General features: G+C 39.9%; 13 protein-coding genes. 10 read left to right on the top strand and 3 right to left on the bottom strand.

Annotation, left to right across the window (positions count from 1 at the left end; all coding sequences use genetic code 11):
- The first annotated feature begins 102 nt into the window (after positions 1–102).
- The gene (locus U735_RS0106195; protein WP_031442999.1) at positions 103–513 is read left to right on the top strand and encodes a hypothetical protein; all 411 of its coding nucleotides are present in this window, start codon (positions 103–105) and stop codon (positions 511–513) included.
- Between the two features lie 45 nt (positions 514–558).
- On the opposite strand, the gene U735_RS0106190 is transcribed toward U735_RS0106195, so the two are convergent.
- Positions 559–2,103 (bottom strand): bifunctional ADP-dependent NAD(P)H-hydrate dehydratase/NAD(P)H-hydrate epimerase, encoded by a 1,545-nt coding sequence (locus U735_RS0106190; RefSeq protein WP_031442998.1) that lies wholly within the window; start codon positions 2,101–2,103, stop codon positions 559–561.
- Positions 2,104–2,161: 58 nt separating this feature from the next.
- Between U735_RS0106190 and U735_RS25505 the strand changes: the two genes are divergently transcribed.
- The 4 genes from U735_RS25505 (at position 2,162) to thrC (ending at position 7,146) form a co-directional block, all read left to right on the top strand.
- Positions 2,162–2,302: a hypothetical protein gene (locus tag U735_RS25505; RefSeq protein WP_157365008.1), complete on the top strand. Its 141-nt coding sequence runs from the start codon at positions 2,162–2,164 to the stop codon at positions 2,300–2,302.
- 69 nt (positions 2,303–2,371) lie between these two features.
- Positions 2,372–4,816: a bifunctional aspartate kinase/homoserine dehydrogenase I gene (gene thrA, locus U735_RS0106180; protein WP_031442997.1), complete on the top strand. Its 2,445-nt coding sequence runs from the start codon at positions 2,372–2,374 to the stop codon at positions 4,814–4,816.
- A gap of 34 nt (positions 4,817–4,850) precedes the next feature.
- Positions 4,851–5,783, top strand: coding sequence for a homoserine kinase (locus tag U735_RS0106175; protein ID WP_031442996.1), 933 nt, complete (start codon positions 4,851–4,853; stop codon positions 5,781–5,783).
- Between the two features lie 67 nt (positions 5,784–5,850).
- On the top strand, positions 5,851–7,146 hold the full coding sequence (gene thrC / locus U735_RS0106170; RefSeq protein WP_031442995.1) for a threonine synthase: 1,296 nt from the start codon (positions 5,851–5,853) through the stop codon (positions 7,144–7,146).
- An 11-nt stretch (positions 7,147–7,157) separates the two neighbouring features.
- On the opposite strand, the gene glf is transcribed toward thrC, so the two are convergent.
- Entirely contained in the window at positions 7,158–8,255 is a 1,098-nt protein-coding gene (glf, locus tag U735_RS0106165; RefSeq protein WP_031442994.1) for a UDP-galactopyranose mutase, read from the bottom strand.
- A gap of 139 nt (positions 8,256–8,394) precedes the next feature.
- Between glf and U735_RS0106160 the strand changes: the two genes are divergently transcribed.
- Positions 8,395–9,438 (top strand): beta-1,6-galactofuranosyltransferase, encoded by a 1,044-nt coding sequence (locus U735_RS0106160; RefSeq protein ID WP_031442993.1) that lies wholly within the window; start codon positions 8,395–8,397, stop codon positions 9,436–9,438.
- A 17-nt stretch (positions 9,439–9,455) separates the two neighbouring features.
- On the opposite strand, the gene U735_RS0106155 is transcribed toward U735_RS0106160, so the two are convergent.
- Positions 9,456–11,069, bottom strand: a complete 1,614-nt coding sequence (locus U735_RS0106155) for an aminopeptidase P family protein (RefSeq protein WP_031442992.1) — start codon at positions 11,067–11,069, stop codon at positions 9,456–9,458.
- 261 nt (positions 11,070–11,330) lie between these two features.
- Between U735_RS0106155 and gcvT the strand changes: the two genes are divergently transcribed.
- From gcvT to U735_RS0106130, 4 genes are all read left to right on the top strand, one after another.
- Complete coding sequence (gene gcvT / locus U735_RS0106145) at positions 11,331–12,416, top strand: glycine cleavage system aminomethyltransferase GcvT (protein ID WP_031442991.1); 1,086 nt, start codon at positions 11,331–11,333, stop codon at positions 12,414–12,416.
- A gap of 39 nt (positions 12,417–12,455) precedes the next feature.
- Positions 12,456–13,274 (top strand): sugar nucleotide-binding protein, encoded by an 819-nt coding sequence (locus tag U735_RS0106140; protein ID WP_031442990.1) that lies wholly within the window; start codon positions 12,456–12,458, stop codon positions 13,272–13,274.
- 48 nt (positions 13,275–13,322) lie between these two features.
- Positions 13,323–13,610, top strand: coding sequence for a 4a-hydroxytetrahydrobiopterin dehydratase (locus U735_RS0106135; RefSeq protein ID WP_031442989.1), 288 nt, complete (start codon positions 13,323–13,325; stop codon positions 13,608–13,610).
- A 67-nt stretch (positions 13,611–13,677) separates the two neighbouring features.
- Entirely contained in the window at positions 13,678–14,388 is a 711-nt protein-coding gene (locus tag U735_RS0106130) for a YebC/PmpR family DNA-binding transcriptional regulator (protein WP_031442988.1), read from the top strand.
- The last annotated feature ends 36 nt before the right edge of the window (positions 14,389–14,424 follow it).

Below are 14,424 nucleotides of genomic sequence, written 5' to 3'. Positions count from 1 at the left end.
CCTCTCCACATAAACGATTAAAGTGTCTTTAATCTAATAATTTTTATAATAGTTGTACTTAATTCTACATTCGCTGCAGACACACTATATAAAATACGGAGAATGAAAGTCGGACGACCCAAGAAGACTATTATCGTACGAGAATATCAACTGGACATTGGAAAAGTACAGGTATTTGACGATTACATGGTTTCTATTTTTGATGAAGGAAGCACCATAACCAAAGAAAGAGTATTTCAAATAATTGGTATTATGGAAATTCATTTCAGAAATAAAAACTTCGGTTACATAAGTTTAAGAAAGAACTCGTATGCCATAGATCCAATGGTATACAATCAAATTAGGGAAATAGAGAATATTAAGGCTTTTGCAGTAGTTTCAATTAAAGAAATAGACATGCACAATTTTAATATCGAGAGACTATTTTACAAGAAACCTATGAAATTCTTCATTGATCAGGACAATGCCCTAATGTGGGTAAAAAGACGTGTAAGAATATCCAACGCAGAATAGCATAATAAAGGTATGGTATTGTCATATTTGGCAAAAACATACCTTCTATTGCTCACTTTCACCAGTGGCAGCATCAGGTTCAGAAACTTGAAAAAGATCCAAATACGCCTTGCCAATATTATCCAATATCCCACTGGCTATCAAGGCCTGAAAGCCACATTTCTCTACCGCAATATCTGCGGCTTTCCCATGGATGTATACCCCAAAAATAGCAGCATTTAATGCAGAATAACCCTGAGCGATCAAGCCCGTGATTATCCCTGTTAACACATCCCCGCTCCCCCCAGTGGCCATGCCTGGATTTCCCGTGGTGTTAACATAGCCCATATCCCTATAAACAGTAATGGTATTTGCCCCTTTTATAACTAAAATGCAATCGTATTTTTCAGAGAACTCCTTTGCTTTTTTCAACTTGTCAAAATCATCCGCCCATTTCCCAATTATACGCTCCAACTCCTTTGGGTGCGGAGTTAATACGGTTTGCGGAGGCACTACTTTGAACAAGTCCTGATTTTTGGAAAGTATGTTCAATCCGTCGGCGTCTATGACCAATGGCAGTTTATTCCCCTTGAGAAAATCAGAAAAAGCCTTAACTGTAGTTGCGGTTGTTCCCATTCCAACACCAATACCGATCACGCTGGGCAGCATATCAAAATCTATTTTGGAAATTTCCACTTCTTCATTATCCGTGAGTACCATGGCTTCCGGCAATGCCGTCTGCAATGGCAAATACCCACACTTTGGGACATAGGCCGTAACCAATCCGCTTCCTGCCAACATACTTCCTTTTGCAGCCAAAACAACGGCCCCGATCTTCCCATAACTTCCACCAACTATTAAGGAATGGCCGTAGCTGCCCTTATGCGAATACTTCTCCCGGGGAATGTACATGGACCGGACTTCGTTCTTCCCTATCAACTCATAATGTGATTTTAACTTAAACAAGAACTCTTGGTCCAAGCCAATATCCAGAACCTCCCAATGATCCACATATTTACCCGTTTCAGGAAGAAAAAAAACAAGTTTTGGCACTTGAAAAGTAAGCACGTAATTGGCTTTTATTACCCCCTCTGTATTGGGCAGACCAGCTTCCATAAAAAGTCCGGAAGGCATATCTATTGACAGAACAAAGGCTTTTGAGTTGTTAAGGTGCTGCATAAGCCCAATCACCCATTCATCAGGAACCCTGTTCAAGCCTATCCCAAAAATTGCATCCACAATAATATCATCTTTTCCAATATCGGGCAATTCCGATTCTTCATTTAAAAAATTGGGCCAGACACCTTTCTCTTTTAAACGATCCAGATTTATTAAAAAATCCTTGGACCTGTGTTCGCTATAGTTAACAACAAATACCTCGATATTATAATCATGATCCTGCAAATGTCTGGCAAGTACCAGCCCATCCCCGCCATTGTTGCCTATACCACAGAACAAATGAATTTTGGCCTGGGCACCCTGCATTCTAGAATGCATCCAATTAAAAATCCGAATTGCGGCCCGCTCCATAAGCTGTTCACTAGTAATCTGCTGCTTATCTATTGTGAATTTGTCAGCTTCGTATATCTGTTTGGCATTAAAAATCTTCATTCAATAAGATTATTTAGTAAAAATTGATGATTTAGTAAAAATCCGTCAAAACATTTGATTGGGTAATCAAAAATACTACATTTGGTTCTTTATTCTTATGATGACTTTTAACAATACGGACAATAATCTTCTTAATACACCATTTATAAATGGTTGCATTGCCATTACCGTTATCAGCACCACTACCCCATTGGGGTAAGCTACTACATATACGTCTGTTACACAATTTTATCAAAATTCAATTTTTCTTATTTAATACCTTTGAACCATGAAAGTTCTAAAATTCGGTGGTACTTCAGTGGCCAACGCCAATAATATAAGTTTAGTAAAAAATATAATTGCAGACCTTGGGTCCAACAAAAGCATTGTAGTAGTTTCCGCTCTTGGCGGAATTACAGATCTTCTTTTAAAGACGGCAGCTCTAGCTTCCGCACAGGATCAAACCTACAAAAACATCCTAAAGGAAATAGAGGACAGACACCTTATTACCATTAAGGAACTAATCCCTATTCATTCCCAAAGTAAGGTGCTAAGTAAAGTAAAGAGTGAGCTTAACACCTTGGAAACACTTTTGGAAGGGGCATATTTAATTGGGGAAATTACACCGAAACTATCGGACAAAATTGTTAGTTATGGAGAGTTGCTGTCTTCCTATATAATAAGCGAATATTTTATTGTTGAAGGAATAGATACCGTTCATGCCGATAGCAGACAGCTTATAAAAACAAACTCCAATTTTGGAAAAGCAGCCGTTAACTTTGATCTGACGAACAAAAATATTACCGACTACGTCAACAACTGTAATAAATCCGTAATTATTATGGGAGGCTTTATTGCTTCTGCCGTAAATGGAGATTCCACTACCTTGGGCCGTGGAGGATCGGACTATACTGCTGCCATTGTTGCAAACGCCATAAATGCGGAAGTTCTGGAAATATGGACAGACGTAAGCGGCATGTATACTGCCAACCCTAAAATAGTAAAGCAGGCCATGGCCATTCCTCATATTTCTTATGAGGAAGCAATGGAACTATCCCATTTTGGTGCGAAGGTTCTTTATCCGCCTACGATACAACCGGTATTGACCAAAGGAATTTCCATAGTTATCAAAAACACCTTTGATCCAAATTCTCCTGGCACTTTGATTACCAAGAATAAAAATGGACAAGGAAAAACTGTACGGGGAATAAGCCATGTGGAAAATATTGCCCTAGTGTCCCTTGAAGGTCCAGGAATGGTAGGAATTACAGGGATTTCCAAGCGCTTTTTCGAAGTACTTTCAACTGCTGGCATCAGTGTTGTTATGATTACCCAGGCATCGTCCGAACATTCTATCTGTATAGGAATAGACAATCAGGATGCGGACCATGCGGTTCAAGTTATCAATGATGCATTTGACATAGAAATTTCACTCGGAAAAATAAAACCGGTAGTTGCAGAGAAAGATTTGGCCATCATTGCCCTGGTCGGAGACAACATGAAAAGTCATCAAGGTCTTAGCGGAAAAATGTTCAGCACCCTAGGTAAGAACAACGTTAATATCCGTGCTATAGCCCAAGGAGCTTCTGAACGTAACATATCTGCCGTAATCCTCAAAGAGGATGTAAAAAAGGCACTCAATACCTTACATGAGGAATTTTTTGAGGAAAATATAAAACAGCTGAATCTGTTCGTCATGGGAGTCGGTAATGTTGGGGCCAAGTTCTTGAACCAAATACAATCACAAAAAAAGTATTTAAAGGAGAAACTAAAACTTAATATCAGGGTTATTGGGATGTCCAATTCCAGAACTATGATATTCGATGAAGACGGCATTGCCCTTAAGAACTGGGAAGAATTGCTAAACAAGGGAGAAAAGACCAATCTAGACCTATTCTTCCAAAAGGTAAAAAAACTGAATTACCGAAATAGCATCTTTGTAGACAATACCGCCAGTCAGAAGGTTTCGGAAACTTACAATTCATATTTAAGGAATAGTATTTCCGTTGTTACCTGCAATAAAATAGCCTGTTCATCTGCCTATGACAATTATCAGGAGTTAAAAGATCTGGCCAGACAGTACAACGCTCCCTTTCTTTTTGAAACAAATGTTGGTGCAGGCCTACCCATTATAGACACTTTAAAGCACCTAGTAGCTTCGGGCGACAAAATATTAAAAATTCAAGCTGTACTTTCAGGTAGTCTAAATTTTGTATTCAACAATTTTAATGACAGTACCACTTTCCACGATGTAGTAAAACAAGCTCAAGTGGAAGGATATACAGAGCCCGACCCCAAAATAGATTTGAGCGGGGTGGATGTAATGCGGAAAATATTGATCCTTGCCAGGGAAAGTGGTAACGTATTGAACATAGAGGACATCCAAAATAATTCTTTTCTACCTCTGGAAAGTTTGGAAACAACCAACAATGAAGATTTCTTCAAATCGCTGACCAAGTATGAAGATTCGTTTCAGGAGATGTACAAAAAGGCGGTTGAGGAAGACAGCAAATTGAAATATGTGGCACAATTCGAAAATGGAAAAGCCAGTGTGGGCCTACAACGGATACCTAAGGGACATGATTTCTATAATTTGGAAGGAAGTGATAATATTGTATTGTTCTATACAGAACGTTATCCCAACCAACCCATGATAATAAAAGGGGCCGGAGCCGGTGCTGATGTCACTGCCTCTGGTATCTTCGCAGATATTATACGCATCGGCAATTTCTAAAAATGCGCCTAAGCCTGAAATTTATTTGATAAAAATGAAAACTAACGAAATTAGAATTTTCTGTCCAGCTACCATAGCCAATGTTTCCTGTGGCTTTGATGTACTTGGTCTTGCTTTGGATTCTGTAGGCGATGAGATGGTGGTAAGGAAAATCAACGAAAAAGGAATAAAGATCACCAAACTTACTGGACAGGACCTGCCCACCGAGACCCTACAAAATGTTGCCGGGGTTGCCGGTTTGGCCTTGTTGGCGGAAAGTGACCATGTAGGTGGATTTGAGATCGAGATTTACAAGAAAATAAAAGCGGGCAGTGGTATAGGAAGTAGTGCCGCCAGTTCTACAGGAGCAGTATGGGCCATGAACCAATTATTGGGCAGTCCCTTTAGCAGTCTAGAGTTGGTGAAATTTGCTATGGAAGGAGAACGATTGGCCAGCGGGGTTGCCCATGCGGACAATGTTGCTCCTGCCCTGTACGGAGGCTTTACTTTGGTACGCAGTTACCAACCTTTGGACATTGTAAAGATTCCGACCCCTCCAGAGTTATACGCAACGGTAATACACCCACAAATAGAAGTAAGGACTTCTGACTCCAGACGAATCCTCAAAACCTCCATTTCCCTAGAAGACGGCATTAAGCAATGGGGAAATGTAGGTGGGCTTATTGCCGGGCTATTTACCAATGATTACGACCTAATAGGCAGATCACTGGTAGACCATATCATAGAACCCATTAGATCCATTCTTATACCCGGATTCGACAAGGTAAAGGAAGATGCTATTGGAGCAGGTGCCCTAGGCTGTGGAATTTCAGGTTCAGGCCCATCTATCTTTGCCCTAAGTAAGGGCAAGGAAAATGCACTTAAAGTGGGCGAAGCTATGAGAAATGTATACGAAAAAATAGGTGTCGACTATGACGTACATGTTTCGAAAATAAATACCCAAGGGATTAAAATATTGGAAGGCTAATGTATTATGTCCTTCAATGCATTTTAGCGGAACTCAAAATTTACAACTCATTCTAACATCAATAAATATGAACTTTTATAGCCTAAACCACCAAGCACCCAACGTATCTTTTAAAGATGCAGTTATAAAAGGAATTGCCCCTGATCGCGGGTTATATTTTCCGGAAATAATCAAGGCCCTGCCAAAGGATTTTTTCAACAAGATAGAAGATTACTCCGATCACGAAATTGCCTTCTTGGCCATACAACAATTTGTGGGCAAGGATATTCCAGAAGACGCTCTCAAAGAAATAATTGCCGATGTTTTGGATTTTGAATTCCCACTTGTGGAAATTGAGGACGACGTGGCCGCATTGGAACTTTTTCACGGCCCTACCCTGGCCTTTAAGGATGTCGGGGCAAGATTTATGGCCAGATGTCTTGGCTATTTTTCATCTGAAAACACCAAGGATGTCACCGTATTGGTTGCTACTTCCGGAGATACCGGAGGCGCAGTAGCCAATGGCTTTCTCGGGGTGGATGGAGTTAAGGTTGTTATTCTATATCCTAGCGGAAAGGTGAGCGATATTCAGGAGAAACAGTTGACCACTTTGGGCAAGAACATTACTGCCCTGGAAGTTGAAGGTACATTTGACGACTGCCAAAACATGGTAAAAACAGCTTTCCTGGACGAAGAGTTGATCCAAAACATGCAATTGACCTCTGCGAATAGTATCAATGTGGCCAGATGGCTCCCACAAATGTTTTATTTCCTGTTCGCATATAAAGAGATGAAGTCCAAGGGCAAGGATATTATATTTTCTGTCCCTAGTGGCAATTTCGGAAATATCTGTGCTGGTATTATGGCTCAAAGACTGGGAATGCCCTGCAAACATTTTATTGCCTCAACGAACGTCAATGACGTTGTTCCTCGTTATATGGATACAGGAGAATATGACCCAAAAGCTTCCATCGCCACTATTTCCAACGCTATGGATGTTGGTGATCCCAGTAATTTTATCAGGATAAGACATTTGTACAAAGACAATTTTGATGAGCTTTCCAAGAATATATCCTCTTATTCCTTTACAGATAATGAGACAAAAGAAGCCATGTTAAAATTATACAACGACTTTACCTATGTGGCCGATCCCCACGGTGCCGTTGGTTATTTGGGCTTAAAGAAGTACCAGGAAACCCATCCGGATACCTATGGCATTTTCTTAGAAACTGCTCACCCTGTCAAGTTTTTAGATGTAGTGGAGGACACTATTCGTGAAAACATCGATTTACCGGAAAGTATTGTAAAAGTAATGGGGAAAAAGAAAAAGTCGATCAAAATCTCCCAATATAGTGAGCTGAAGGGCTACCTATTGGGTAAATAAATAGCTTTATCTCAGTTAAAGATTTTTTTGCACTTGGCCAATGCCGAGGCTATTACTTGGTGCATATCATAGTACTTATACTCGGCCAGCCTTCCTCCAAAAATAATATTGTCCTTTTCGGACAAGGTCTTATACTTGGAGTAAATTTCATTGTTCCTTAAATCATTTATGGGATAATAAGGCTCTTTATTACCGGACCATTCCGTAGGGTATTCTTTGGTTATAACTGTCTTTTTCTGTGTACCAAATTCAAAATGCTTATGCTCTAGGATACGGGTATATGGAATGTCTGAAGCTGTATAATTTACAACGGCATTGCCCTGGTAATTTTCCAAATCCAGGATTTCATGCTTAAAGTCCAGACTCCTATATTCCAGTTTACCATACCGGTAGTCATAATACTCATCGATCTTACCAGTGAACACTAGCTGATCAGCCGTTTCTATCAATTCGGTTTTATCTTTAAAAAAATCGACCTCTAAACGTGTTTCTATTCCATCCAACAAACCATCGATCAACTTATTGTAACCCCCAATGGGAATTCCTTGGTATTTATCATTGAAATAATTATTGTCGAACGTATATCGCAACGGCAACCTTTTTATGATAAAAGCCGGCAGTTCGGTGGCCTTCCTTCCCCACTGTTTCTCCGTATAGCCTTTGATCAATTTTTCATAGATATCCTTACCGACCAGCGAAAGAGCCTGTTCTTCCAAATTCTTTGGATTTTTAACCCCTACTTCCCTTACTTGTTCTGCAATTACCGCCTTGGCTTCCTCTGGCGTCTTTACCTTCCACAACTGATAGAAAGTGTTCATATTGAAGGGCAAATTGTAAAGCTCGCCTTTATAATTGGCTACGGGCGAATTGGTATACCTATTAAACTCTACAAAACTATTTACATAATCCCAAATTGCCCTGTCATTGGTATGAAAAATGTGCGCCCCGTACTTATGAACATTTATACCTTCCACCTCCTCGCAAAAAACATTGCCCCCAAGATGTGAACGCTTATCAATTACCAAACACTTTTTCCCCTTCTTTTTGGCCTCATGGGCAAACACGGCACCAAATAGTCCAGCTCCTACAATCAGGTAATCGTATTTCATTTTAGGTTTATTAGTGCTTATTGTAATTTATAAAAAGTAAAACTAATGTATATTATAACGTTTATGAATTGAATTTAAAAAAAAAATCCCCTTTGCCATAACATGGTTATATTTGTAGTGCTTAATGAACCGACCCAAAATGGCCAATTTATATTATATCTCCCGAAATTACAAAGCAACCAACAGTGCAGCCTCCAAGCCGAAAACAGATTGTGAGCGGATCTTGGACACCATAGGTTTCCAAAATTTAGGCTTTAAACAAACCACTTTTGCCAGTTCTGCCATTGGTGCTGTAGTAAGTTTTTTTGGTATAACCAAGGGCGTTATTCGTTTGCCAAAAAATTCCACCTTGGCCATACAATACCCACTTAGCAAATATTACAAATACATCACTACCATAGCCGGAATAAAAAAATGTAAAATCGTGTTGATCATTCATGATGTTAAATACCTCATGGGAAAAAACAAGGATATTGCCCGGGAAATGAAAAAATTCTCATGTGCCGATGTAATCATTGTACATAACGACAACATGAAAAAATGGTTCGAGCAACAAAGGGCCACCGCAAAATTGATACCCTTGTACATGTTCGATTATTTGGAAGACAATAGCAACTATACAGCTCCTGAACTTTCTAAAAATGGCTTATTCGATGTAGTTTTCGCCGGTGGCTTGGGAATGGCCAAAAGTGCCTTTATCTATAAATTGGATGCCTTAAAAAATAACAGCTTTCATTTGAAGCTATACGGTAGCGGTTTTATTAAAGGTGATGTGGACCAGGCCAATTCCATCATAAGTTTTGAAGGCATGTTTTCTCCGGATGAAGTTGCAAAACACATAAGAGGTTCCTTTGGCCTGGTATGGAACGGGAATTCCATAGACGAATGTGCCGGGCATTTTGGGCAGTATCTTTTATATAACAACCCCCACAAGACATCTCTTTATTTACTCTGTGGCCTTCCTATAATTATATGGAATAAGGCGGCCATTGCCGCCGTCATTAAAGAACGCCAATTAGGTATTTGTATATCCTCCTTGGAGGAATTGGATGGGAAATTAAAAAACCTGTCCAATGAAGACTACCAAAATATGGTAAAAAATGTAGCTGAAGTTAGGGAACAAATAATTTCAGGTGGATTTTTAAAAGAGGCTATGGGCAAGGCACTTCTAGCACTTTCATAGCCCCTATATTCACCAATTTAATCCAGTGCTGGTAATTTAAAGTGGTCCAACGGACTGGTTTGTTTCATCACTGCCTCTATGGCTTCCGTGGTCCTAGGAGCCATCCCCGATAAATTAACAGGGCCATTTTTAGTGATAAGAATATCGTCTTCGATCCTAACTGCTATTCCCCACCACTTCTTATCGCAATCGCTCCCCTCCGGTATATAAATTCCAGGTTCCACCGTAATCACCGTATTTTCCTTAAAGGGCTGATAGGTACCCTTATCATGAACATCTAGACCTAAATAATGGGAGGTGCCGTGCGGAAAATATTTTCTGGCCTCCTCAGGACTTCCAATTATTCCCAGCTTCATCAACCCCTTGGCAACAACTTCACTGGCAGCCTGCCCAGGAGCCTGAAAAGAAGCTCCCAAAACACTGGCCTTTATTCCCGCCTCCTGGGCATTGTAAACAATATCGTAAATCTGTTTTTGTTCCTTTGAAAATTTGCCATTCGCCGGAATGGTACGGGTTACATCGGCTGTATAACCATGATATTCGGCTCCTAAATCCATCAAAACCAGATCATTCCCCACCTTAGGTTTATTATTCTCTATATAATGTAGAATACAACCGTTATTGCCTCCACCCACTATTGAAGGATAGCCCTCATATTCGGCACCGTACTTCTTATAGACAAACTCATGCACCCCTTGAATTTCCATTTCGGACATATTGGGGTGCATGGCCTTCATAACCTCTATTTGACCAACCGCGGAAATCTCCACGGCCTTCTTAAGAAGTACCAGCTCTTCCTCGGTCTTAATTTCCCTTAAGGTGTTCATTATTTCCTCCAGCATAGCACTGTTGAGGTTATTGGATTTCAATTGCAGGGCCACTTTTTCCTTGATTTCAGTCCGGGACCTATCATCTGTAGCCTCTACGAAATCAACCAATAATTTATCCGATTTTAATTCCTGGTAATAATTTAAATACCTCCCCAAGGTTTGGGCCACATTGGCACTATTTTCCAATTCCGTTGACTTGATCATGCCATAAAGCTGTTGCTTAGTGGCGTCGTAATCTGACGGATAATTGGACTTCTCCTTAAATGACCTTATCAAATCAAATAAATCAGCGGGGTCATTGGTATCCCTAAAATCATTATTGAAATCGAAAAACAGTACATTTTCAAACTTGGGAAAATTAATATCAGTGTTTAAAAATTCTTCCGCATTAAAGGCACGTTCAAACCCCAATTGCCCTTTAACACCCTCTACTCCCAAACGTTTTCCATTCCATTGTTCGGCCTTTTCATCCCTTTTCTGGGCATAGAGCACCTCATCATAATTGTTCCCGGCTTTATCCTTTTGCATTTCAGAAAATATGAGCAAAAGGGCATTGGGCTCTTTATACCCGGTTAAATAATAAAAATCCGGATCTTGATGGTATATATAATCCACGTCGTTTGCCCTATTCCTTACAGCTGCAGCAAAAAATACCGCAACACTATTTGGAGGCATTGCCTTACGCACTTCCTGACGCCTTCCCTTATGAAAATCAGCGCTTAAAAAATCGTTGGGCACTTCCTGGGCCTGAAGCCAAGACGTTAAAAAAAGAAATAAAGAAATCACAATTAAATTCCTCATAGTCATCATTAAATTAATGCTTAAAAATAATCAATTATAATACCTTATCGATCAATAATTGGCCGGAAATATGGAAAAGCAAGCCGACCAACCCTTTAAGGGACAAAAAATAATCACTGCCCGGTTTGAAGAGGGGAACATCCCTGCTCCCACAAATTATTAAAGTAGGAACCCAAATTAACATCAATTTGTGCAAAACAAAAAGTATATAGATTCTCCCTTCGATTAATTTTCGATATTTTTACGCCTCAAATTATTCAAATGAAAAACACCGCATTGACAAAAACCCATGAGGCATTGGGTGCCAAAATGGTACCTTTTGCAGGATATAATATGCCTGTTTCCTATGAAGGAGTTAATATAGAACATGAAACGGTCCGCAAAGGCGTGGGCGTCTTTGATGTATCCCATATGGGCGAGTTCTTGGTAGGAGGTCCCAATGCATTGGACCTCATACAAAAAGTAACTTCCAATGATGCTTCCAAATTAACCATTGGCAAGGCACAATACAGTTGTTTACCTAACGAAACAGGTGGTATTGTGGACGACCTAATAGTCTATAAAATTAAAGAAGAACAATATCTTTTGGTTGTAAACGCCTCAAATATTGATAAAGACTGGGAACACCTTAGTAAATACAATAAGGATTTTGGTGCAGATCTGCGCAATATATCCGACGTGTATTCCCTTCTTGCCATTCAGGGCCCCAAAGCCGTGGAAGCCATGCAGACGTTGACCTCAATAGACTTAAACGCTATAAAGTTCTATTCCTTTGAAGTAGCGGATTTTGGGGGTATAGAACATGTAATAATCTCAGCCACAGGTTATACAGGTTCTGGAGGTTTTGAAATATATTGCAAGAATGAAGAAGTACAACAGATTTGGGACAAGGTTTTTGAAGCCGGTGCCAAATACAACATAAAACCTATTGGACTTGCTGCCAGGGATACTTTGCGTTTGGAAATGGGCTACTGTTTGTACGGTAATGACATCAATGATTCTACTTCGCCACTGGAAGCAGGCTTAGGATGGATTACCAAGTTCAGCAAGGATTTTGTAAATAGCGAAGCCTTAGCCAAACAAAAAGAAGAAGGTGTTACCAAAAAACTGGTAGCCTTTGAGCTGGATGAGAAGGGGATTCCAAGGCACGATTACGATATTGTTGATGCAACAGGAAATAAAATAGGGATTGTAACCTCGGGCACCATGTCGCCTTCCATGGGGAAAGGTATTGGTCTGGGATATGTGCCCACGGCAGCATCCCAAATTGGCGGTAAAATCTATATTCAAATTAGGAAAAATGCAGTTCCTGCTACCATTGTTAAACTCCCTTTTTATAAGGTCTAACAGATGTAGCGATTGAGTTTTGCAAAAGGAGGTGATAGAATGAACAAAATACTCATTTTAGGAGCAAGCGGTTTTATAGGTAATGCCATTTACAAGGAATTACATTCCTATTTTGACACCTATGGTACTTATTACTCCGCAAGAAGGAGCTTTGAGAACAATCAACAGTTCTTCCGTTATGATCTGGAGGAGGATGACGTACATGATATTTTGAACAAAGTAAAACCCGATTTAATAATTTCTGCCATAAGGGGAAATTTCCAAGCACAGGTAATGGCCCACCAACATATGGTGGAATACATCCAAAACAGGGATTGCAAATTGTATTTTATATCCTCTGCCAACGTCTTTGATGCCTATAGCAAATACCCTTCCTATGAAAATGACAAGACTTTGTCCGAAAGCATCTATGGCCGACTGAAAATTAAAATAGAAAATATGCTGCTGAGGATACCTGTTTCCAAAATGGCTATTCTTAGAGTGCCCATGGTTTTTGGCATAAATTCACCGAGAATTAAAGAAATAAAAAATGCCCTGACCAATAAAGAACCTATTGAAGTATTCCCCAATTTGATCATCAACGTCACCAACGATGATAAACTAACACAGCAAATACATTACCTTATAAACCACAATAAGTCAGGAACTTTTCATTTGGGAAGTGTAGACCTAATACACCATGAAGATTTTATAAAGGAAATCGTAAGCCGTTTGGGCAACTACCAGCCTATTTACAAACGTGTATTTACCACCAATGAGGACCGTTATTTGGCGGTGCTACCAAAAACGAACCAGCTTCCAAAGAATTTATTATTTAACTATCAGGAGATAATAGACCATCATATCTTTAGTGAATAAGCCGCGTGGAATTGTACTGTTTTAATTAACTTTATAAAAAATAGCGACATGAAAAAATTATCTGAATCAGAAATAGAAAAGCGATTGGAGGAATTGGACGGTTGGGATTATGTGGATGGTGCCATTGAAACCTCTTTTGAATTTAAGAATTTCAAGGATGCGTTCTCTGTAATGACCAGAATCGCCTTTGAATGTGAATCCCAAAATCATCACCCGGATTGGAGCAATGTCTACAATTCCCTTAATATAAGGCTTTCCACCCATGATGCGGAGGGAGTTACTGAAAGGGATTTTAAGTTGGCGCAGAGTATTGAGGAAATTATTGTAAGTCAGTAGACTTAACACTTGCGCCAGCAGTAAAAATTATTAAATTTGTTCCAAATTATTATAATAAAACTAAGAAATGGGAAGAGCTTTTGAGTTTAGAAAAGCACGTAAAATGAAAAGGTGGTCCGCTATGTCAAAGGCCTTTACCAGAATAGGCAAAGACATTGTTATGGCAGTAAAAGAGGGAGGGCCAGACCCTAGCTCCAATGCGCGATTAAGGGCCGTTATCCAAAACGCCAAGGCGGTAAACATGCCCAAAGACAATGTGGAAAGAGCCATTAAACGGGCATCTGACAAAAGCTTGGGCGACTTCAAGGAAGTTCTTTTTGAGGGATACGCACCTCATGGCATTGCCATTTTAGTAGAAACAGCCACGGACAACAACACTAGGACCGTAGCCAATGTTAGAAGTTATTTCAACAAATGCAACGGTAGCTTGGGAACCTCGGGTTCTGTTGAGTTTATGTTCGACCATACCTGTAACTTTAGGATTCCTGCAGAGGGCATAGACCCAGAGGAATTGGAATTGGAAATGATCGATTTTGGGGCGGAAGAAGTTTTTGCGGATGAGGACGGTATATTGATCTATGCTCCCTTTGAGAGTTTCGGGGCCATTCAGAAAGAATTGGAGAACAGGGGCATCGAAATCCTATCTTCAGGTTTCGAGCGTATTCCTCAGGTCACTAAAGCCCTTAGCGAGGAAGAAGCGGCCGATGTAGAAAAACTCTTGGAGAAAATAGAAGAGGATGATGATGTGCAGAACGTATATCACACCATGCAGGAATAATAATCACCTTACAATAATTAGAAAGAGGCCCGTAAT

It is taken from the genome of Arenibacter algicola (assembly GCF_000733925.1).
In the GTDB taxonomy this organism is placed as follows: domain Bacteria; phylum Bacteroidota; class Bacteroidia; order Flavobacteriales; family Flavobacteriaceae; genus Arenibacter; species Arenibacter algicola.
This window is presented reverse-complemented; position numbering and strand designations above follow the sequence as displayed.